We start from the raw sequence: 19,195 nt of genomic DNA, 5'->3' as shown, positions 1-19,195 counted from the left end.
AGTCGGACGCATGACGCTTCAAAGGGTCGTGATCGCACCGCCGAGAAGGCCGATCCCGACCAGCGTCAGAAGGGCCGCGCCGGCAATCTCCAGCAGCATCACGGCAGCGGCGGCGCGGTGGGCATGCCGGCCGGCCCGCTCGACAGCGCCCCGGCCTAGCACCGCCAGGCACGCCAGCGCTGAGACGGTCACCGCCGTGCCGATCGCCATGGCGAAGACGGAGACGAGACCGCCGAGATAGAGCTCGTTGAGCAGCGCGAAGGTCAGGACGACGATTGCTCCCGCGCAGGGGCGAAGGCCGATCGCCGCGACGACGGCAACGGCCGTGCGCAAGGTCAGCGGCTGGCGCAGCCGCGCCGGATCGGCGATATGCGACCGTCCGCAGCCGCAATCCTCGTCCGCCTCTGCGCAGACCCTGCCTGCGGAGAGCGCCTCAGCCGCCGGCATCGACCGGGCGGTCGCTTGGGACGGCGCGGCAAAGGCCAGGCCGCCCATCGCACCGGCACCCCCGGATCTCGAGAAGCGGGCCAGCGGCCCGCCGAAACCGGCGACCGGCCGAAATCGCCGCCAGAGCTTCGTCAAGGCGCGTGCGAGCAGCACCAGGCCGAATACGGTGACGAGGACGTAGGAAGCGATCTCCAGCCAGTCCGTCGCGTCGGTCATCGAGATGCCGGTGCCGCGCAGGAGATACCAGCCGGCGCCGACCACCAGGATCGCCGTCGCCGCCTGCATCAGCGACGAGGCGAAGGCGAGCGCCACGCCGCGCCGCAGCTGGGCCCGGCTGGCCAGGAGATAGGACGAGATCACCGCCTTGCCGTGGCCGGGGCCCGCGGCGTGGAAGATCCCGTAGGCAAAGGACAGCCCTGCTAGAAAGAACAGCGCCCCGTCGCCGCGCTTCAGCCCGACGAGCGCCTCGCGCAGCGCCGAGAAGAACTCCCGCTGTCTTGCGGCGATCTCGATGAAGAGTGCCGAGAAGAGGCCGTTGCCGGGCGCCGTGACGGCATCGGAGGTGCCGATGCCGATCGACGATCGGGCGAGCGCCGGCGACGTCTCCAGCCAGAACAAAGCGGCCACCGCCACGAGCGCAAAGGCCATATTCGCTGCGCGAAGCACCACGCCCTGGCGGACAATGGCCCGCTTCGGCGGACGCGGAACGCCGCCGTTAGGCCGTGCCAGAGAGCGCCGGAGGGCGCCCGCGATCAGCTCGGCCGCGCGCATGAGACCTCCAGCCGGGTGGCCAGCACGTCGGCATAGACATTGGCCTGGTCCTGCGGCACCTCTTCGTCCGCGCCGATCCCGGCGATCATGTTCATCCAGTTCTTCGCCGCCTCGTCCTCGTCCGGCACGTGCAGGCTCTTGCGGCAGGTGGCGGGAAGGTCGATCAGCTGGAAATCGTCGGCGCTCTTGAAATCGAAGGCGACGAAGAAGCTGTCGTCGAAATTCGATACCTTGACCGGGCTGCGGGTGAGATCCACTGGCTCCTTCACCGGCATCTCGAAGAAGAAGATCAGCTGGCCGTCCTCGAACAGCGTATGGATCTTGTCCGGCGGCGTCAGCTTGACGTCGCGGCCGTCCACCTCCGCAAATGTATAGAAGCCCCATTCGGCGATCGACTGGCGCACCGTCTCGCCGACGGCGTCGAGCTCGTCCGGATCGAGGGAGCCATTGGCGTTCTTGTCGAAATCGACGACCACCGAGGAGGAGAAGAGTTCGTCCATCCGCCAGACATTGCGCAGGGCGGTGAACTCGCCCGCAGCATTGCCGACGATTTCGACATGCGGCTCGACGAAGACATGCGGATGGGCGAAAGCCGCCGCTGGCAGACCGAGCAGGCTGCCAAAGCCGACCAGACATCCGAGGACACGAGACCCCACCGCCACTCCCCCTACCGCTTCAAGGCCCTGCAAAAGCCGAGAAGAGTGGCCGAAGTTTGAATCGGCCGCGCGAGCATGACAATCGCGCCGCTGCATTTTCGCAAGCTTGCGTCGTCGGCCCGGGAGGACGGGGGATTCGGTGGCGAGACGGAGACGCGCGCCGCTTCGGACGAGCGCTGCCTCCGACGCTCGGCCTCTATCGCTCGACGAAGACCTGCGCGCCGACATGGACGCGTTCGTAAAGGTCCTTGACGTCGGCATTGCGCATCCGGAAGCAGCCCGACGAGGCGGCTGAGCCGATGGAGCGCGGCGAGTTGGTGCCGTGGATACGGTAGGACGTCCAGCCGAGATTCATCGCCCGCTCGCCGAGCGGGTTCTTCGGGCCGGGGCCGACCGAGCGCGGCAGGCTCGGCTTCTTGGCGCGCATGTCCGGAGTCGGCGTCCAGGTCGGATGCGGGCGCTTCATCGACACCCAGCTCTTGCCGAACCACTGCTCACTCGGCTTGCCGACGGCGATGTCGTATTGCAGGGCCCGGCCGTTTCCGGTGAGAAGATAGAGCTTGCGCTCGGAGGTGCGGATGACGATCGTCCCGGGATCCCCCGCAGCCTCGAAGACGGTGTCCTGCGGCCCGGCGCCTCTGGCGAGCGCGGGCGCGGCGGCTGCCGTCGAAAGAGCGGCGGCGAGAACGGCAAAGGCGAGAAAGCGACGCATGGCAGGACCGTGGCACGGGATGTCTGAATGCCCCGTTAAGGGCGTGTCTCTGCCGGGATTGGGCCATGATTGCGCAAGGCAATCAATCGCCTGCCGGTAGCAGGAGCGCTTTTGACGAACCGGTGATGCGGGCGGGTGACGGATCACCAAGGACGGCCGCATGCTATTTGATCCTCGCCATGCCCAGCGGTACCGCGAACTCCTCGCACCAGATCCAGACCTCGTTGTAGCCGGAAACGTCGAGGCCCGCCGGGATCGCGTAATTCTGCGCGCCGGCATCCGACTTCAGCGGCCCGAGCAGCGATTTCGGATCGTAGCCGCCCCTGCCGAAGGCGACCTTGGGATCCGGCGCCCCGTCGAACGCGAAGTCGGAACTGAACTGCAAGACGGCCTTGCCGCCGGTCTCCTCGATGCGGACGCTGCCCGAGACGTCGTGACCGCTGGCACCGGTGAAGTCGCCGGATTTCAGCGTCTTCGCGGCGGCAGATCCCGCCGGCGCTGCACCGCAAAGGATCACGGCGAAAAGCATCGCGGCGCCTCGCGCGGCGGCGGATGGGGTGGAGACGGTCACGATCTCACTCCTCGAGCTTTCATGCCCCAGGGTAAGCTTCGCATGTTCCGCCCGAATTGAAACCGGCGTCACGAAGATTTTTGCAGTCGCCATCAGGCCGGTCGCAGGTCGCGCATCGCCGTCTCACGCCAGACGGGGCGCGCCACAGGGGCTGACCGGCCGGGCCGGCCGGGCAAGTTTGTCACCTCCTGCCCACCTCGCCCGATCGGGACCCGGCGGGCGCTCAGGCCACCCGGTCGGCCTGCGCCGTGCCGGAATTGCCGGGCCTGTGCACCGCTTCGAGGGATTTCTGCCGGCCGCACTTCTTGAACCATTCGGCGAGAAAGTCGACGAAGACGCGAACCCTCGCCGGCAAGTGGCGACGATGCGGAAACACCGCATAGATCCCAGCCTCGCTCGACATGTATTCGTCGAGGACCGTGATCAGCCGGCCGCTCTCCAGATCGTCGCGGACGACGAAGGACGGCGACAGCGCGAAGCCGAGGCCCGCGAGCGCCGCCGCGCGCACCGTCACCGGGCTGTTGGCGGTGAACTGGCCGGAGACCGCGACGGAAATCTGCTCCTGGGTTTCCGGATCGCGGAACATCCAGTTGGAAAACAGCCGCGAATTGGAATCGATGACGGCGGGATAGTTGACGATCTCGCCCGGATGCGTCGGCCGGCCGGTGCGCTCGAGGAATTCCGGGCTGGCGACGATGACGAAGTCGAGGGAGGCGAGCCGGCGGGCGATCATCGCCGAATCGTTGAGCCGCGTCATGCGGATTGCGACGTCGAAGCCCTCTTCGACCAGATTGACGAAATTGTCGTCGAGATGGATGTCGAGGCTGATGTCCGGATAGGCCTTGGCGAAATCGACCAGGCAGTGGCCGAGTTCGGCGTCGCCGAAGGTACGCGCGGCGGAGACGCGAATGCGGCCCTTCGCCTCGCCGGTCGCCTCGCGCGCCTCCTCGTTCAAACTTTCGAGATCGGAGAGAATCGTCCCGGCGCGGCGCACATAGACCTCGCCGGCGGCCGTCAGGGCGATCTGCCGGGTGGTGCGGTTGATCAGAAGGACGCCGAGCTCGTCCTCCAGCTCGCGGACATATTTCGACAGCAGCGCCTTCGAACGCCCGGTCTTGCGAGCCGCGGCGGAAAAGCCCTCGCTCTCAATGACGGCGAGAAAGGCGCGCATCCTGGTCAGTGTATCCATGGCTTCGAGCTTGCTCCAACCTGACCCGTTGTGGCTGCGCTGCCGCAGCCTTTCCCCTTCCTTCAACGGCTTGGATGAAAAATCAACCGTGGGGGACATTGGGTCTTGCGTATGACGGCAACTCGGCATAGATCGCGACTTGCCCCATGTCGCACGTGCCTGTGGGCGTCCCACGGTCCTCAGATGCGAGGGTAGCCGTGACGGTACCTGGACGTAACACACCCAGTCGATTTCGCGAGCCGCGCGATATCGAGGACGCCTTGAAGCAACGACGGTCCGGGCCTTTCTGGTCTCTCCCGGTCTCCACAGCCGGGAATACTGAAGAGGCACACCATCCTTGCCTGAAGTGCGGCGGGTTCAAGCCCTCCAAACCATGGCAGACGAAGCCGGAATGCTCGCGTTGTCTTGCGCGGGTTTCCGATGAAGTCGCGTCGCGAAACTGTCTCTCCCGGTCGGCGTTGTCGCCGTTCGGGCGCGCGGTTGCGCACGCTCCCTGTCGACCCATTCCTGGTCCCTCGGAGGCTCCCATGGTCACGCAGCGCATCATCGATTTCCTCGCCACCCGACGTCCCGACGGCCCCTGCCTCGTCGTCGATCTCGACATCGTCGAGGACAATTTCCGTGCCTTCCGCCGGGCGCTGCCGGACTCGGCGATCTTCTACGCCGTCAAGGCCAATCCGGCGCCCGAGATCCTGAAGCTCCTCGCCTCGCTCGGCTCGAACTTCGACTGCGCCTCGGTCGCCGAGATCGAGATGGCGCTCGATGCCGGCGTGACGCCCTCGCGCATCTCCTATGGCAACACCATCAAGAAGGAGCGCGACGTCGCCCGTGCCCACGAGCTCGGCGTCTCGCTCTTTGCCGTCGACTGCACCGAAGAGGTCGAGAAGATCGCCCGCTCGGCGCCCGGCGCCCGCGTGTTCTGCCGCGTCCTGACCAATGGCGAGGGCGCCGAATGGCCGCTGTCGCGCAAGTTCGGCTGCGTGCCTGCGATGGCCGTCGACGTCCTCACCGAGGCCGCCCGCCTCGGCCTGAAGGCGACCGGCGTCTCCTTCCATGTCGGCTCGCAGCAGACCAATACGGAAGCCTGGGACTCGGCGATCGCGGATGCCAAGTTCGTCTTCGACGCGCTGGCCGAAAAGGGCATCGTGCTGACCCTCGTCAACATGGGCGGCGGCTTCCCGACCCGCTACCTGAAGGACGTGCCGGCGGCTTCTGCCTACGGTCAGGCGATCTTCCAGAGCCTCACCAAGCATTTCGGCAACCAGCTGCCGGAGACGATCATCGAGCCCGGCCGCGGCATGGTCGGCGACGCCGGCGTCATCAAGACCGAGGTCGTCCTCGTCTCGAAGAAGTCGAAGGCGGACGAGAACCGCTGGGTGTTCCTCGACATCGGCAAGTTCGGCGGTCTCGCCGAGACGATGGACGAGGCGATCCGCTATCCGATCCTCAGCCACCGCGACGGCGAGGCGACGGAGCCCTGCGTGCTCGCCGGCCCGACCTGCGACTCGGCCGACGTGATGTACGAGAAGACGCCCTACCCGCTGCCCGTCTCCTTGACCGTCGGCGACGAGCTGCTGATCGACGGCACCGGCGCCTACACCACGACCTACGCCTCGGTGGCCTTCAACGGCTTCGAGCCGCTCAGGTCCTACGTGATCTGAGGATGGCTGTGACGCGAAGCATATCCCAACGACGAAGGGACGGGCGACGAAGGCCCGTCTAGACCCGGCAGAACACGCCCCCGATCTGACAGTTGATCGGGGGCGAGGCGCCGGGTGATCCGCCCGCGCGCCGACCGGCACGCAAGTCTTCAACCTCCTTTTTCATGGTTCGGGAGGTTTTCGTGACCGCATTCGTCTCCGCATCCGCCTTTGCAAACGCCGTTCCCTTCATCGCCATCGTCGAAGAAGCCGCAACCCATGTCTCGGCCCGCGAGGCTCTGCTCGACGCCGCGATGGGGCCCGGCCGCACCCGCAAGTCCTCTGAGGCGATCCGCGCCGGCCGGCTGCCGGCCGAAGGCCTCGCCTTCTCCGCCGTGCGCCCGGACGGCTCGCTCGCCGGCACCGTCCGGCTGTGGAACATTTCGGCCGGTACCCGAAACGGACGCGACGTCCCTGCCCTCCTCCTCGGCCCCCTCGCGGTTTCGCCGGAAAGCCAGGGCACCGGGCTCGGCGGCCTTCTGATGCGCCAGGCGATCGCCGAAGCCGCAAGGCTCGGCCATGGCGCCATCATCCTCGTCGGCGATCCGGAATATTATGCCCGCTTCGGGTTCACCGCGGCTCGGACCGCAAGGCTCGCCATGCCCGGCCCGTTCGAGCAGCGGCGGCTCCTGGCGCTGGAACTGGTCGAGGGCGCCCTGGACGGCGCTAAGGGCGTCGTCGCGCCGACGGGTCGGTTCGCGATGGAGGAGCCGCTCGGCCTAGCCGCCTGACGCCGTCACCGACAGGGTCGAAACCAACGCATCCTCGATGCATGATCCTGAAGCAAGTCTCCGGGCGATGTACGCGCTTTTCGAGATGCTCGGTCTCGGTAGAGCAGAACCGCCCCGACCCATACTGCCCCTCGCCAAGGATGCAAGAGAGCAACTTGCCCTGACCATTGAGCCATTTGTCGAGTTGGCCTGAGGTAGTCGGGCATCTGACCCTGCCCTTCCGGTATTCAGATCAAGGCCGGTCTGCGTTCTTTAGAAAAATGAGAACGGCCGGTTATCGTTGGCCGGCCGTTCCGCTCAATTTTCGTGCGACTATACCTTGCCGGCGTTTACGCCGCTGCGCCGACCTCCTCCGGCAGACGCGGCAAGAGCTTGTCCATGGTGATCGGGTAGTCGTAGACCCTGATCCCGGTGGCATTGTAGACCGCATTGTTGATCGCCGCGCCGACACCGGCGATGGCGAGTTCGCCGATCCCCTTGCCGGCGAGCGGGCTGGCATAGGGGTCGCGATCCTCGAGAAGCACCACGTCGAGCTTCGGCACGTCGGCATGCACCGGCACGTGATATTCGGCGAGATCGTGATTGACGATCAGCCCGCTGCGTGGGTCAACCACCAGTTCCTCTTCGAGCGCGTAGCCGATGCCCCAGATCTGACCGCCATAGCACTGGGACGTTGCTGTCTTCATGTTGAGGATGCGCCCGGCCGTGCCGACGGTCAGCAGCCGCCGGACGCGGGTCTCGCCGGTGGTGACGTTGACCGCGACCTCGGCGAAATGCGCGCCATAGCTCGCCTGGTTGGTGTTGTCCGACGTGTCGCCCGGTTCGATCTTGCCGGTGACCGTCAGCGTCTCGCGTTTGAGGATCTCCGAGAACGGGATCTGGCGGTTACCGGCGATCGCGTGACCGTCCTTCAAGGTCAGGGTGCTGGCGTCGACATCGAGACGCCTGGCAAATTCCTCGACGATCGCTTCGGCCGCGACGAAGACGGAGGAACCGGCCGAGTTGGCGCCCCAGGATCCACCGGAACCCGACGATGCCGGCAGCGAGGTGTCACCGAGAAGAACGTCCACCCGGTCCAGCGGCAGGCCGAGCATCTCGGCGGCGATCTGCTGCAGGATGGTGTAGGTGCCGGTGCCGATGTCGGTCATCGACGTCTTCACCGTCGCCCGTCCGTCAGCACTCATCTCGATCTCGGCGGAAGACGCCATCAGCGAATTGGCGCGGCTTGCCGAAGCCATGCCGTAGCCGACCAGCCATTCGCCCTCACGACGCGTCGCCGGCTTCGAAGGACGGTCCGCCCAGCCGAAGCGCCTGGCGCCCTCGTCGATGCATTCGAGCAGCCGGCGGGAGGAGAACGGCACGTCCTCCTGCGGATCCTTCTCAGGCTCGTTCAGCTTGCGGAAGGCAATCGGATCGATGCCGAACTGCTCGGCCAGCTCGTCGAGCGCGCTTTCGGTGGCGAGCATGCCCGTCGCCTCGCCGGGCGCTCGCACCGCCGAGGTCGTCAGGACATCGGTGGTGACGACGCGGTGGGTGACCAGCCGGTCGTCGCCCGGATAGAGGAACACCGTCGAGATGCCGGACGGCTCGAAGAACCCCTCGCCTTCGGCATTCGGCGTATCGGTCTCATGGGCAAAGCAGGTGATCCGGCCGTCCTTCGTCGCGCCGATGCGGACCCGCTGGATCGTCTCGCCGCGGCGCGAGGTCGCCTGGAAGACGTTCTGCCGGGTCAAGGCCAGTTTCACCGGCCGGCCCACCTCACGGGCGCCGAGCGCCGCGAGGACCGCATCCGGACCGATGCCGAGCTTGGAGCCGAAGCCGCCGCCGATATAGGGGCTGAGCAGCCGCACCTTCGAGGCGTCGACGCCGACGCCGTTGGCGATCTGCTTGACGTTGAGGTCAAGCAGTTGGCAGGACGACCAGACCGTCAGCTGGTCGCCATCCCATTTGGCGACGGAGGCGTGCGGTTCCATTGCCGCCGCGTGATAGGAGGGCGTCGTGTAGGTGCGGTCGAACTGCACCTCGGACGCGGCGAAGGCCTTTTCGAAATCGCCCCGCTTGGTGTCCGCCGCCATCGGCCCGCCGTCGCTGGCCCGGCCGGTCTCCCGCCGGCCCTCCATTTCGTAGTGGCCCTCGAGCGGCTCGTAGTCGACCTCGACGAGATGCGAGGCATGGCGCGCCGTCTCAAACGTCTCGGCGACGACGAGAGCCACCGGCTGGTTGTAGTGGAAGATCTCGCCCTTCATTGCCGGCACGTCGGGCCCCATCGGCTGCGCCGAGGAGTGCATGATCGCGTCGCCGGTGACGACGGCGAGAACGCCGGGCATCGCCCTGGCCTTCGCGGTGTCGATCGACTTCACCCTGGCCCTACCGATGGGGCCCGGCACGACGAAGCCATAGGCGACCTTTTCGCCGATCAGATGCTCATAGGCATAGGGCGCCTTGCCCGAGACCTTGAGCTTTCCCTCATAGCGATCGACGCCCTGGCCGATCACCCCTTGCGTGCCGCGATCGAGGCGGGTCTCGCCGATCGCTTCGTTCATCACGTGCTTGTTCATGGCGTTAGGCTCCCTTGGTGGCGTCGGCGAGCACGGCTTTCAGCGTGCGCCGCGCGAGCGGGATCTTGAAGTCGTTCTCGCCCTGGCCCTTGGCCTCGGCGAGGAGGATGTCGGCGGCCTTGTCGAAATTCGCCATTGCCGGCTCCTGTCCGATCAGCGCCTTTTCCACGGTCTCGTCGCGCCATGGCATGTGCGCGAGCCCGCCAAAGGCAAGCCGGGCCTCGGCGATTTTGCCGCCGTCCATCCGCACCACCGCGGCGACCGAGACCAGCGCGAAGGCGTAGGACGCGCGATCGCGGACCTTGCGGTAGCGATGCTGGCCGGCAAAGGGTTTCGGCAGACGCACGGCGGTGATGAGCTCGCCCTGTTCGAGGACGTTTTCGATCTCGGGCGTATCGCCCGGCAGCCGGTAGAACTCGCCGAGCGCAATCGCCCGGGTCGATCCGTCGACCTTCTGCGTCTCGACGACGGCGTCGAGCGCCCGCATCGCCACGGCCATGTCAGAGGGATGCGTCGCGATACACTTGTCCGAGGTGCCGAGGACCGCATGGATGCGATTAAAGCCGCCGATCGCTCCGCAGCCGGAGCCCGGCTCGCGCTTGTTGCAGGGCTGGGATGGCTCGTAGAAATAGCTGCAGCGGGTGCGCTGCAGGAGGTTGCCGCCGGTCGTCGCCTTGTTGCGCAACTGGCCCGATGCGCCGGCGAGCAGCGCCCGCGAGAGCACTTCGTAGTCGCGGCGGATGCGCGGATCGGCGGCGAGGTCGGCATTGCTGACGAGAGCGCCGATACGCAGCCCGCCATCATCGGTCTCCTCGATACCCCGCAGCGGCAGACGGGTGATGTCGACGAGCTTGTCCGGCGTCTCCACTTCGAGCTTCATCAGGTCGAGCAGATTGGTGCCGCCGGCAATGAAGCGCCCGGCCATCTGGCCTGCCTCGGCGACGTTGCCCGCCCGGGCGTAGTCGAACGGTCTCATGCGTTCTCCTTCATCTTGGCGCTGGCGGTTTCGATGGCGTCGACGATGTTCGGATAGGCCGAGCAGCGGCAGAGATTGCCGCTCATACGCTCGCGTATCTCGTCGCCGGACAGAGCCGCGCCAGCCTTGACGTCGGCGCTTGCGTGGCTCGGCCAGCCGTCGGCCACCTCGCCGAGCATGCCGACGGCCGAAACGATCTGGCCCGGCGTGCAGTAGCCGCACTGGAATCCGTCATGGTGGAGGAAGGCCTCCTGCATCGGATGCAGATTGCCCGGCTCGCCGATGCCCTCGATGGTGGTGATCTCGTCGCCTTCGTGCATGACGGCGAGGGTGAGGCAGGAATTGATGCGCCGGCCGTTCACCAGCATGGTGCAGGCGCCGCACTGGCCATGGTCGCAACCCTTCTTCGAGCCGGTGAGGCCCAGATGGTCGCGGCAGGCGTCGAGCAGCGAGGTGCGCATATCGATGTCGAGCTCATGCTCGACCCCGTTGATCTTCAGCTTCATCGAACGTTTCGCCCTTCGGTTTCGCTTCATCGAGGCTCCCGAGATGGGACCCTGATTGGAACGGTTCGAAATCCGTCCCTTAACGAGGGCATCGGGCGATGGTTTCGAGTGGGGGTGACGAAGTGTTCAGTCAGGTTGTAGTGATCGGGTCGCGGCGGCGCCGTTCCAGCGACCGAGGTGGATCCGCCGCGGCTGTCTCCCGGCACTGTAATCCTGCCCCAAGCGCGGACTGCTGCAGCCATGCCCGCGCAAAGCGGCAACCGGCCCGTCACGCGTTGCGTGTTCGTCTGTGGCCTTTCTCTTCTCGGTTCTCGCGGCCCCAGAGTTCCGGATTGCGCTCGAAATAGGCGATCAGCGTCTCGGTCAGGATCCTGATCTTCCGGGCGGGATGCTGGCCTGGCGGGCGGACGACATAGGTGCCGGCCGGCGGCGGCGGATAGCGCGTCATCACAGGGACGAGCTTGCCCGACGAAACATGCTCGTGAGTCAGGCAGTCGGGAAGATAGCCGATGCCGAGCCCCGCCACGGCCGCGGCGGTGAGGGCCGTGCCGTTGTCGGCCTTGAAGCGTCCCTGCGGCTGCACCGTGATGATCCTGTCGCCATCCATCAGCTGCCAGGCTTCCGTCCCCTGCATCAGCGCCTGATGGGTGACGAGGTCCTGCGGCGTCTCGGGCGCTCCGTGCGCCGCGATATAGTCCGGACTGGCGACGAGCTTTCCGGACACCGGGCCGACGCGTCTCGCGATCATGTTGGAGTCCGGCAGATAGCCGACCCGGATCGCGCAATCGAACCCCTCGGCAATGAGATCGACGAAGCGGTCGCTGTACGAGGTGTGGATGTGAAGCTGCGGATGGTCCTTCGCCATTTCCGCCAGCACCGGGGCGAAATGCGACGGGCCGAAGGAGAGCGGTACGGCGACCCGCAGCCGGCCACGGAGATCGCCGGTCGGCAGGATGTTTTCCCGCGCCAGATCCATTTCGGCACCCACCCGGGCGGCATGGTCCCGAAAGGTCGCGCCGGCCTCCGTCAAAGCGGCGCCGCGGGTGGTCCGGGCGAGGAGCTGGACGCCGAGTTCGGATTCGAGCCGGAAGAGCCGCCGGCTGACGATCGACTTGGAAATGCCGAGACGGCGCGCCGCGGCCGAGACGCCCCCGGCATCGGCCACGGCGACGAATGTGTGCAGGTCTTCGGTGTCCATTCGGCGTTCCTCATTCCGCGACGCAGCTTGCCGCATCATGGCACTATCGCGGCAAAAAGGGGAACGGCAATTTGCCTCCAGGCAACGGCGTCGCCGACGCATGTCTCCTGGAAACCCCGTGCCGCCACCGCGGCAGCAAAGGATGTCGCAATGACCTTCCGAAATGGCCTGGCTTCGCTTCTTCGCCCCGAGGATTCGGTTCTCGTGATGATCGATCACCAGCCGTTCCAGCTCACCAACCTGAACAGCCACGACCCCCAGACGGTGGTCAACAATGCCACCGCTCTCGCCAAGGCCGCCAGAAGCTATGGCGTGCCGACCATCCTGACGAGCGTCCTCGCCGATCGCGGCGGCGTCATCTTTCCGCAGATCACCGATCTCTTCCCGGACCAGGAGGTGATCGACCGGACCTTCATCAACACCTGGGAAGACCGGAAGGTGGTGGAGGCAGTCGCGGCAACGGGCCGCAAGCAGCTGATCATCGCCGGTCTCTGGACCGAGGTTTGCGTCGCCATGCCGACGATCCAGGCGCTCGGCGAAGGGTGGGACGTCACCGTCGTCACCGACGCCTCCGGCGGCGTCTCGCTGGAAGCCCACGAGGTCGCCATCCAGCGCATGATCCGCGCCGGCGCCAACATGATGACCTGGCTGGCGGTGGCGGCCGAGTGGCAGCGCGACTGGGCGCGTGTCGAACAGGCCGGAAAGTTCACCGAGGTGCTCCTGCAGCATGCTGCCGGCAGCGGCATCGCCTATGTCTGGGAGCAGCAGCTGCTCAATACCCCGGCACCGAAGGGCGAGCGCTGAGCTGACGGGATGGCGGGGCCGCGTCGCTCGCTTGCGGGTGGCCGGCCCTCGTCCTTGCCTCGTCGGCGAGCAGGATCCGCCGTCGTCAGGACGTCCCCTCGACCTCCGCCAGATGCTCGATGACCTTTTCGAGCAGCCAGTAGAAGGCGGTCTCCTCGTCGGGGCCGGCGGTCTTGTCGATGGCAATCTTCAGATAGGCGATCTCGGTCTCGATCTTTTCGGCCGGCAGCATCTTCAGCCGGCTGACGAGAATCGCCGCCTCGAGCACCGCGGCCTTGGCGCGGTTCATGCCGGTGAAGGGCCTGTGCTGGCCGGAGCCGATTACCTTGCAGAAATAGCGCGGGCGGGTTTCGTCCTCGGTGACGCTCTCGACCTTCAGGACATCGTGGGCGAGCGCCGCGTCGAGCCGGGGCACCGGACAGTTCTCGATCAGCGCCAGCGGCCAGTCCTTTCGGTCGGTCAGGCAGCCGGCGAAGATCTTCGCCTCGTCGGTGTAATTGACGACGGCAAGGCCATTGGCCGCGATATTGGCAAGCGTCGTCGACGGCCGGAACGGCGCGATCACCCAGCCGTCCTTCTCCTGGATGATGCCGAGCGGCGCGATGTGCACCTCCCCCGCCTCGGAGATCGTCGTCAGGATCGTTTCGCGAATATAGGCCAAGGCCTCACCTCCCCTCGCCGCCGTCCCCGGCCGGCGTTCCCTTCTTCTTCGCCTTCAGCGTATGGCCCGCCTCTTCCAGCCGGGTGCGGTCCTCCTCGTCCCGAGGCGCCGCGACGCCGAAGTCGAGGGCCGTGTCCTGGGCATAGCGCTTGCCGAGCCTGAAGGCGATCTCGGCCTTCTGGAGTTCCGCCCCGAGATAGAAGGCATGGCCGGTGTCGCCGTCCACCTCGATATGCGGAAACAGCTCGAAGGCGTCGGTCGCAACCTCGTGGATGTCGCGATTATAGAGGTGGATGCCGTCCTCGGCCGTCTCGATCCGGTAGTTCCTGTCGCGGATCGTCGCGGCCATCTCGGCAAGTTCGTCTGGCGTCACGGCGAAGGGCTTCACGTCATGGGCCTGCAGCAGCGTGTTCGAATAGCCGCGCGGCAAAGCGTTGTCCTGCCGCGCCGCAAAGAACATGCGCCGGGCGGCGTCGTGCTCGGAGATCGTCCGGCGGGTATGCGGGCTGACATGGACGACGAGAAGATTGTCGATCGCAAGTTCCGAGCAGATGCCGAGCAGCGTCGCGGTGATGCCGGAGGTATCGGCGTCCGTCAGCTCGGTGAGATTGCCGGTGCCCATCAGGATGGCGATGTCCGGATGGCGGCGGCGCAGCTCGTGATAGCGCGCCAGCGAGGCCGAAAAGCCGAAATGGATCGGATCGAGAATCGAATCGGCGATGACGTCGATCCCCATCGCAGCAGCCTTCTCGATCGCACGGTCGAGCGAGTTGAGGTCGTGCGGCGTCGCCGGCACGACGACGGGCACGGCGTCGCCCTCCCGGGCGATATCCAGAGTGTCCTCGGTCAGGCTGAGGAGATAGTCGGCGCCGGCCCGCGTCGCCCGGGCGAGCTCATCCGGATCGGCGGAATCGACGCTGACCAGGTGGCCGGCCGCCTTCAGCGCGGCGATCGTCGCTTCAAGATGCGGGAATGGCGTGTCCGGCAGGCAGCCGAGATCGATGACGTCGGCGCCCTCGTCGCGCATCTTTTCCGCCCGGACCAGGATCCTCTCGACCGGATGGGCGGTCGCATCGACGATCTCGGCGAAGATCCGCATCGAATGGCGCGAAAGATCCGGCGGTCCGCCCTTCCTGCCGAGAAAGGCCGGCAGGTCGGCCAGCTCGTCAGGGCCGCGAAGGAAGGGCACGCCGAAGGAGGCCTCGAGCCGGTCGAGATCGGCCCGGCAACGCCCCGGCAGGATGACGCGGTCGGCCTCGACCGGCCGCTGCAGCCGCCGCTCGATGATGTCGCCGGTGGCGAGCGCCGCGACCTTCACGCCGATGTCGGCGATCGCCCAGGCGAAATCCGTCGCCTCGAGGCCGGAGAGGATCCGCTCGAGGCGCGGGCGGGCGAGATGCCCTGTCAGGAAGAGAAGTCGCGGTGTCGCCATCCCGGCTATGTCGGTCATTCCCGCGCGGTTGAAAAGCCTCCCGCACGGGAAGAGGGCGTCACCGGCGCGGCCGTCACTCGGCGGCGACGACCAGTTCGATGCCCTGGCGCGAGAGCGGATGGCCCGGCACCTTGCCGTCGGCGAGCCGCAAGCCGGCCGTGGCGACGTCCCCCGGTCCGGCGACATAAACCGTCGACAGCGGGCCGAGATACTCGGCGAAGGTGTCGTCGACGATCTTGGCGCCGACCAGCGCATCAACGTCGGCACCTTCCGGAACGTCGAGCTGCTTGATCAGGCAGAGATACCGGGCCGATAGCCGGCGGGCCAGCCAGGCGGCGAGCGAATCGGAGGTGACGCTCCAGTCCTGGGCGATGTCGGGGGCGGTCAGCGCCACGTCGCGGGGCAGCCAGACCGGAATGCGCCCGGCCTCGATCGCCGTCTCGATGTCCTCGCGGTCGCGCGCCCGGACCATCCGGCTCGACAGGCTGATCAGCGCCAGGCCGAACTGCTCCATTCCGAGGATCGCCATCTCGTGGGCGGCGCGGTCGTCGAAGCCGAGCTTCGGCTGGTAGCGCCGGACGGTGTTGGCGAAGGGCCCGCCGCCGGGGACGACGACCATCGGGATCTTCGCCTGTTCGAGCGCTTTCACCCAGCGGTAGAGATCCGGCGACGAAGCCGAACTGCCGCCGAGCTTGACGACAAGAAGTTGCTGACGTTTTCCCATGGTGCCCTGCCCCGTTTTCTGGCGTTTCCCGGGCGAAGGCGCCGAAACCGGCGCAATTGCCCCGCTTTTTGGCCGGCCTCTGCGGGCCGATTGCCGAGTCAAATGGACGCGCCGAGCGTTTCGTCGAGAGAGCGAGACATCGCGCCCAGGTCGCAGAACGCGGTGGCGGCTTTTGTGAAAGCGCAGTGAACGCCAGGAAACGACAAGGCGCAAGATCATCTGCCTCATGGATGCCGGGACAGCATTGCGCCGGCGGCATGGCAAGCGGGGCGCGAAGCCGCCCGGGGTCTGCCGAAGCTGTCCCCGGAGGCGTTGCCTCATCCGGGTTGCCTCATCCGGAAGGATCGGCGCGGCTGCGGCGGATCTCGATGCCAACCGCGCCGGGGCCAAGTTCCAGCTTTTCCACGCGCACGGTCACCTCGAAGAGACGGCTGTCCTTCAGAAGCGTCCCGGCGAGATCGAGGGCGAGGGTCTCGACGAGCGCGGTATGGCCTGCTTCGACCAGCGCGCGGATGGCGTCGATGATGAGGTCGTAGGAATAGACCTCCGCAATGTCGTCGTTGCGCGTGTCGATGCGGGTAATCAGCGCCTCGACCGAAAAGCGGACCTTCTGGCGCCGTCCATGCTCATAGCCATAGGCGCCGATCTCCATGTCGAGAACGAAGTCGCGGACGAAGATGCGGTCGAGGCCGTCACCCTGCGATGCTGCGCCCGGCATCGCGCCGGCCGCCGACTTCCCCGCGACCAGCCCGGCAATGCGGCGCACCCGCGCTTCGTCGATCGCGTCGCCGCGGGCCCCGACCGTCAGCGCGCCGCGAAAGCCGAGATAGTCCGGCTCGAGGGCGAGCAGACGCGGCACGTCCGGCGCCTCCAGCGAACCGGCGAGCCCGGTCATCAGCCCGAGCGTCTTCGCCGAGCCGACGAAGCCCGAAAGGGCTCCGACCGAAAGCCTTGTGAGCAGGCCGCCCTTGCCCTTCTCAATCGTGTCGATCATCGCGCCGTGAATGCCCGCCTCGGCGAGCGGCGTAAGAAGGGTGAAATCCGGATCGCCGTCGGCGAAGAACACCGCCACTAGCCGGACGTTTCGGGCGGCGTCGCCGAGTGCCGAGATCACCGCCAGCCGCTCGTCCCGCGAGGACGGGAAGAGGCCGATCTTGACGAAATCCGCCGCGCCCCGCGCCCGAACCGCCTCGAGAATCGCGTCCGGCTGCATCGGCAGATCGCCGGCCACCGCCGAGACCGGCCGCCGGCCGGCGACCCGCTCGATGGTCGCGGCGAGGATCTCGGGCGACACGGCGCCGAGGGCACCCTGCGCCGGATCCTTCAGGTCGATGATGTCGGCGCCGCCGGACAGCGCGGCTTCGGCTTCGCCCGGACCGGTGACGCTCGCCAGAAGCTTCGTCAATGCGCCGCCTCCAGCTGCTTCTTCAAGGTGTTTTCGAACAGGTAGCGCAGGCCGCGATCCCAGCTCTCGTCGGTGTTGGAGCGGATGTCGGCGCTGCCTCTCGCGACGGCCTTGCCGCTTTTCACGTCGAAGGCATAGGCGTTGATGTTGAGGATCAGGTTGGACACCTTCTGGACAGTGCCGACGACGGCGATATCCGCCCCGACCTCGCCGGCAAATTTCAGCGCGCAGTTGCCGCAGCTCTGCAGATTGGCGTCGTCCGCCTGCGATTCGACCGGCCCGACGTCGACGATGGAATAGCCGTCGACGCTGGCGATGTCGTCACGCAGCTTCGGTGCCATGCGGTCGAGCCGGGCCTCCTGCGCCGCGTCCTTTCCCTGCATCGAGCCCTGCAGGCTGGAATCGATCAGTTGGAAATCGAACACCGCGATCTTGTGCTCGGCAGCCGCCGCCGGCCCCGCCGCGACCAGTGCGAGGAGAACAACGGGAAAAAATCTTGCTTGCCTGAAACGGTTCGCTCCGCGACACATCATGGGCGCAAACATACGGCTCCTCCGTTTTGCGATGTGCGGTGCCCGACGCCAAGTGATAGCGCAAGCGGCGGCAGGAGCAATGATCGCGACGTTCAAGCGGCGCCGCGAGGGAGGAAACCACCATGCTCGACCTCGATCGCCTCAGGCGGGGGCTGACGCCCTTCGTCCTTGCGTCACTCGCAGCCTTCGCCCTGACGCTCTCCGCCAGCGCGCAGGGCACCGACGCGAAGGTGCCGGCCAGCCCGGCACAGAAGAAGCTGGAGACGGTGCGGATCGGCTATCTGCGGACCTATGAGCCCACCCTCGCCCTCTCGGTCCTCGACATTCCGCCCGAGGATATCGGGCTCGCCGGCGCAAGGGTCGCGATCAAGGACAACGACACCACCGGCTCCTTCATGGGCCAGAAATTCGTGCTCGACGAGGTGACGCTGAAGCCGGGGGACGACATCGCCGACCCGCTCGCAAAGCTGCTCGCCGACGGCGACCACTACATTGTCACCGATCTATCCGCCGATGACACGCTGAAGGCCGCCGACCTCGCCAAGGAGAAGGGCGCGATCGTGCTCAATGCCGGCGCCGAGGACGACCGGCTGCGCAATGACGACTGCCGGTCCAACCTCTTCCATACGGCGCCTTCCCGCTCGATGCTGACCGACGGTCTGGCGCAGTATCTGATGTGGAAGCAGTGGCGGAACTGGGCGCTCGTCGAGGGCGAGCACGAGAACGACCAGCTTTTCGCGGCTGCGCTGAAGCGCTCGGCAACGAAGTTCGGCGGCAAGATCGTCGCCGAAAAGACCTTCAAGGATGCCGGCGGCGCCCGCGCGACGGATTCCGGCCAGGCGCTCGTGCAGCGGCAGATCCCGGTGTTCCTGCAGGACCTGCCGGATCACGACGTGCTGCTCGTCGCCGACGAGAGCGAGGTGTTCGGCAGCTACATCCCCTGGCGGACCTGGATCCCCCGGCCTGTCGCCGGCACCGCCGGGCTCGTCCCCGGCTCATGGCATCCGGCGAGCGAGCAGTGGGGCGGCGCGCAGATCCAGAACCGCTTCGTGGACGCCTCCGGCCGGCGGATGGAATCGAAGGACATGCAGGCCTGGACCGCGGTGCGGGTGATCGGCGAGGCCGCCTCGCGGACCCAGTCGACCGATCCGGAAAAGATCGACGCCTTCATCCGCTCCAAGGACTTCACCGTCGCCGCCTTCAAGGGCCAGCGCCTGACCTTCCGCGACTGGGACTGGCAATTGCGCCAGCCGGTGCTGCTCGGCACCGAGGATTCGGTCGTCTCGTCCTCGCCCCAGGAAGGCTTCCTGCATCAGGTCTCGGAGCTCGACACGCTCGGCTTCGACCGGCCGGAATCGACCTGCAACTTCGACAAGTGACGCCCGAACGCGATCCAGTTTCGCTCGGTTCACCGGCAAGCCATGACATCGGAGCGCCTCGCGGCCTCGTCGCTCCCGGATACCGCTCCAAGGACGGCGAGGCGTTGACGGCCGCAGCCGCAAGCCTGCAACGATGTGCGGACATTTCGGCTGCAGTCGGATGCGGACCCACCATGCGTCTCAACCTTCACCAGCGAGCGTCCCGGCAGGGAAGGCCAGCGAGTGGCGCTGCCGCCGGGCGG

18 protein-coding genes are annotated in these 19,195 nt (G+C 66.8%); 4 read left to right on the top strand and 14 right to left on the bottom strand.

Going from position 1 to position 19,195, the window contains the following annotated elements; translation table 11 throughout:
- Positions 1–18 precede the first annotated feature (18 nt).
- The 5 genes from E3C22_RS00470 to E3C22_RS00450 all read right to left on the bottom strand — a co-directional run bounded on the left by E3C22_RS00470 (position 19) and on the right by E3C22_RS00450 (position 4,346).
- Positions 19–1,095 carry a nickel/cobalt transporter gene (locus E3C22_RS00470; RefSeq protein ID WP_167591577.1) on the bottom strand — a complete coding sequence of 359 codons (1,077 nt, stop codon included), beginning with the start codon at positions 1,093–1,095 and terminating at the stop codon, positions 19–21.
- A gap of 104 nt (positions 1,096–1,199) precedes the next feature.
- Positions 1,200–1,874 (bottom strand): DUF1007 family protein, encoded by a 675-nt coding sequence (locus E3C22_RS00465; RefSeq protein WP_245514689.1) that lies wholly within the window; start codon positions 1,872–1,874, stop codon positions 1,200–1,202.
- 196 nt (positions 1,875–2,070) lie between these two features.
- Complete coding sequence (locus tag E3C22_RS00460; RefSeq protein WP_134759169.1) at positions 2,071–2,586, bottom strand: L,D-transpeptidase; 516 nt, start codon at positions 2,584–2,586, stop codon at positions 2,071–2,073.
- A 163-nt stretch (positions 2,587–2,749) separates the two neighbouring features.
- The gene (locus E3C22_RS00455; protein ID WP_167591576.1) at positions 2,750–3,157 is read right to left on the bottom strand and encodes a DM13 domain-containing protein; all 408 of its coding nucleotides are present in this window, start codon (positions 3,155–3,157) and stop codon (positions 2,750–2,752) included.
- A gap of 223 nt (positions 3,158–3,380) precedes the next feature.
- Positions 3,381–4,346, bottom strand: a complete 966-nt coding sequence (locus E3C22_RS00450; protein WP_134759165.1) for a LysR family transcriptional regulator — start codon at positions 4,344–4,346, stop codon at positions 3,381–3,383.
- A 527-nt stretch (positions 4,347–4,873) separates the two neighbouring features.
- Here E3C22_RS00450 and odc2 point away from each other — a divergent pair.
- The gene (odc2, locus tag E3C22_RS00445) at positions 4,874–6,007 is read left to right on the top strand and encodes an ornithine/lysine decarboxylase (RefSeq protein ID WP_134759163.1); all 1,134 of its coding nucleotides are present in this window, start codon (positions 4,874–4,876) and stop codon (positions 6,005–6,007) included.
- 182 nt (positions 6,008–6,189) lie between these two features.
- Positions 6,190–6,777 carry a GNAT family N-acetyltransferase gene (locus tag E3C22_RS00440; RefSeq protein WP_245514688.1) on the top strand — a complete coding sequence of 196 codons (588 nt, stop codon included), beginning with the start codon at positions 6,190–6,192 and terminating at the stop codon, positions 6,775–6,777.
- 329 nt (positions 6,778–7,106) lie between these two features.
- On the opposite strand, the gene E3C22_RS00435 is transcribed toward E3C22_RS00440, so the two are convergent.
- From E3C22_RS00435 to E3C22_RS00420, 4 genes are all read right to left on the bottom strand, one after another.
- On the bottom strand, positions 7,107–9,335 hold the full coding sequence (locus E3C22_RS00435; protein ID WP_134759159.1) for a xanthine dehydrogenase family protein molybdopterin-binding subunit: 2,229 nt from the start codon (positions 9,333–9,335) through the stop codon (positions 7,107–7,109).
- Between the two features lie 4 nt (positions 9,336–9,339).
- Positions 9,340–10,311 (bottom strand): FAD binding domain-containing protein, encoded by a 972-nt coding sequence (locus E3C22_RS00430; RefSeq protein ID WP_134759157.1) that lies wholly within the window; start codon positions 10,309–10,311, stop codon positions 9,340–9,342.
- On the bottom strand, positions 10,308–10,847 hold the full coding sequence (locus E3C22_RS00425; RefSeq protein ID WP_167591575.1) for a 2Fe-2S iron-sulfur cluster-binding protein: 540 nt from the start codon (positions 10,845–10,847) through the stop codon (positions 10,308–10,310). Before E3C22_RS00425 ends, E3C22_RS00430 begins: the two co-directional genes overlap by 4 nt.
- Positions 10,848–11,085: 238 nt before the next feature.
- Positions 11,086–12,015, bottom strand: a complete 930-nt coding sequence (locus E3C22_RS00420; RefSeq protein WP_134759153.1) for a LysR family transcriptional regulator — start codon at positions 12,013–12,015, stop codon at positions 11,086–11,088.
- A gap of 150 nt (positions 12,016–12,165) precedes the next feature.
- Here E3C22_RS00420 and E3C22_RS00415 point away from each other — a divergent pair, with 150 nt between their 5' ends.
- The gene (locus E3C22_RS00415; protein WP_134759151.1) at positions 12,166–12,819 is read left to right on the top strand and encodes a hydrolase; all 654 of its coding nucleotides are present in this window, start codon (positions 12,166–12,168) and stop codon (positions 12,817–12,819) included.
- An 85-nt stretch (positions 12,820–12,904) separates the two neighbouring features.
- On the opposite strand, the gene E3C22_RS00410 is transcribed toward E3C22_RS00415, so the two are convergent.
- From E3C22_RS00410 to E3C22_RS00390, 5 genes are all read right to left on the bottom strand, one after another.
- Positions 12,905–13,480, bottom strand: a complete 576-nt coding sequence (locus E3C22_RS00410) for a DUF447 domain-containing protein (protein ID WP_134759149.1) — start codon at positions 13,478–13,480, stop codon at positions 12,905–12,907.
- A gap of 4 nt (positions 13,481–13,484) precedes the next feature.
- Complete coding sequence (locus E3C22_RS00405; protein WP_134759147.1) at positions 13,485–14,912, bottom strand: DUF6513 domain-containing protein; 1,428 nt, start codon at positions 14,910–14,912, stop codon at positions 13,485–13,487.
- 73 nt (positions 14,913–14,985) lie between these two features.
- Complete coding sequence (locus E3C22_RS00400; protein ID WP_134759145.1) at positions 14,986–15,636, bottom strand: amino acid kinase family protein; 651 nt, start codon at positions 15,634–15,636, stop codon at positions 14,986–14,988.
- A 331-nt stretch (positions 15,637–15,967) separates the two neighbouring features.
- The gene (locus E3C22_RS00395) at positions 15,968–17,041 is read right to left on the bottom strand and encodes a (5-formylfuran-3-yl)methyl phosphate synthase (RefSeq protein ID WP_134759143.1); all 1,074 of its coding nucleotides are present in this window, start codon (positions 17,039–17,041) and stop codon (positions 15,968–15,970) included.
- The gene (locus E3C22_RS00390) at positions 17,038–17,670 is read right to left on the bottom strand and encodes a DUF3280 domain-containing protein (RefSeq protein ID WP_245514687.1); all 633 of its coding nucleotides are present in this window, start codon (positions 17,668–17,670) and stop codon (positions 17,038–17,040) included. The genes E3C22_RS00395 and E3C22_RS00390 overlap by 4 nt, the downstream gene beginning before the upstream one ends.
- 26 nt (positions 17,671–17,696) lie before the next feature.
- Between E3C22_RS00390 and E3C22_RS00385 the strand changes: the two genes are divergently transcribed.
- Positions 17,697–18,953 (top strand): ABC transporter substrate-binding protein, encoded by a 1,257-nt coding sequence (locus E3C22_RS00385; protein WP_134759141.1) that lies wholly within the window; start codon positions 17,697–17,699, stop codon positions 18,951–18,953.
- Positions 18,954–19,195: the final 242 nt, after the last annotated feature.

The sequence above is a fragment of the Jiella endophytica genome (assembly GCF_004519335.1).
GTDB lineage: Bacteria > Pseudomonadota > Alphaproteobacteria > Rhizobiales > Rhizobiaceae > Jiella > Jiella endophytica.
This window is presented reverse-complemented; position numbering and strand designations above follow the sequence as displayed.

Coding starts and splice junctions, on each gene's coding strand:
- E3C22_RS00470 (WP_167591577.1), bottom strand. CDS start 1,095: ATGGCCTTTGCGCTCGTGGCGGTGGCCGCTTTGTTCTGGCTGGAGACG.
- E3C22_RS00460 (WP_134759169.1), bottom strand. CDS start 2,586: ATGCGTCGCTTTCTCGCCTTTGCCGTTCTCGCCGCCGCTCTTTCGACG.
- E3C22_RS00450 (WP_134759165.1), bottom strand. CDS start 4,346: ATGGATACACTGACCAGGATGCGCGCCTTTCTCGCCGTCATTGAGAGC.
- odc2 (WP_134759163.1), top strand. CDS start 4,874: ATGGTCACGCAGCGCATCATCGATTTCCTCGCCACCCGACGTCCCGAC.
- E3C22_RS00435 (WP_134759159.1), bottom strand. CDS start 9,335: ATGAACAAGCACGTGATGAACGAAGCGATCGGCGAGACCCGCCTCGAT.
- E3C22_RS00430 (WP_134759157.1), bottom strand. CDS start 10,311: ATGAGACCGTTCGACTACGCCCGGGCGGGCAACGTCGCCGAGGCAGGC.
- E3C22_RS00425 (WP_167591575.1), bottom strand. CDS start 10,847: ATGAAGCGAAACCGAAGGGCGAAACGTTCGATGAAGCTGAAGATCAAC.
- E3C22_RS00420 (WP_134759153.1), bottom strand. CDS start 12,015: ATGGACACCGAAGACCTGCACACATTCGTCGCCGTGGCCGATGCCGGG.
- E3C22_RS00415 (WP_134759151.1), top strand. CDS start 12,166: ATGACCTTCCGAAATGGCCTGGCTTCGCTTCTTCGCCCCGAGGATTCG.
- E3C22_RS00405 (WP_134759147.1), bottom strand. CDS start 14,912: ATGGCGACACCGCGACTTCTCTTCCTGACAGGGCATCTCGCCCGCCCG.
- E3C22_RS00400 (WP_134759145.1), bottom strand. CDS start 15,636: ATGGGAAAACGTCAGCAACTTCTTGTCGTCAAGCTCGGCGGCAGTTCG.
- E3C22_RS00385 (WP_134759141.1), top strand. CDS start 17,697: ATGCTCGACCTCGATCGCCTCAGGCGGGGGCTGACGCCCTTCGTCCTT.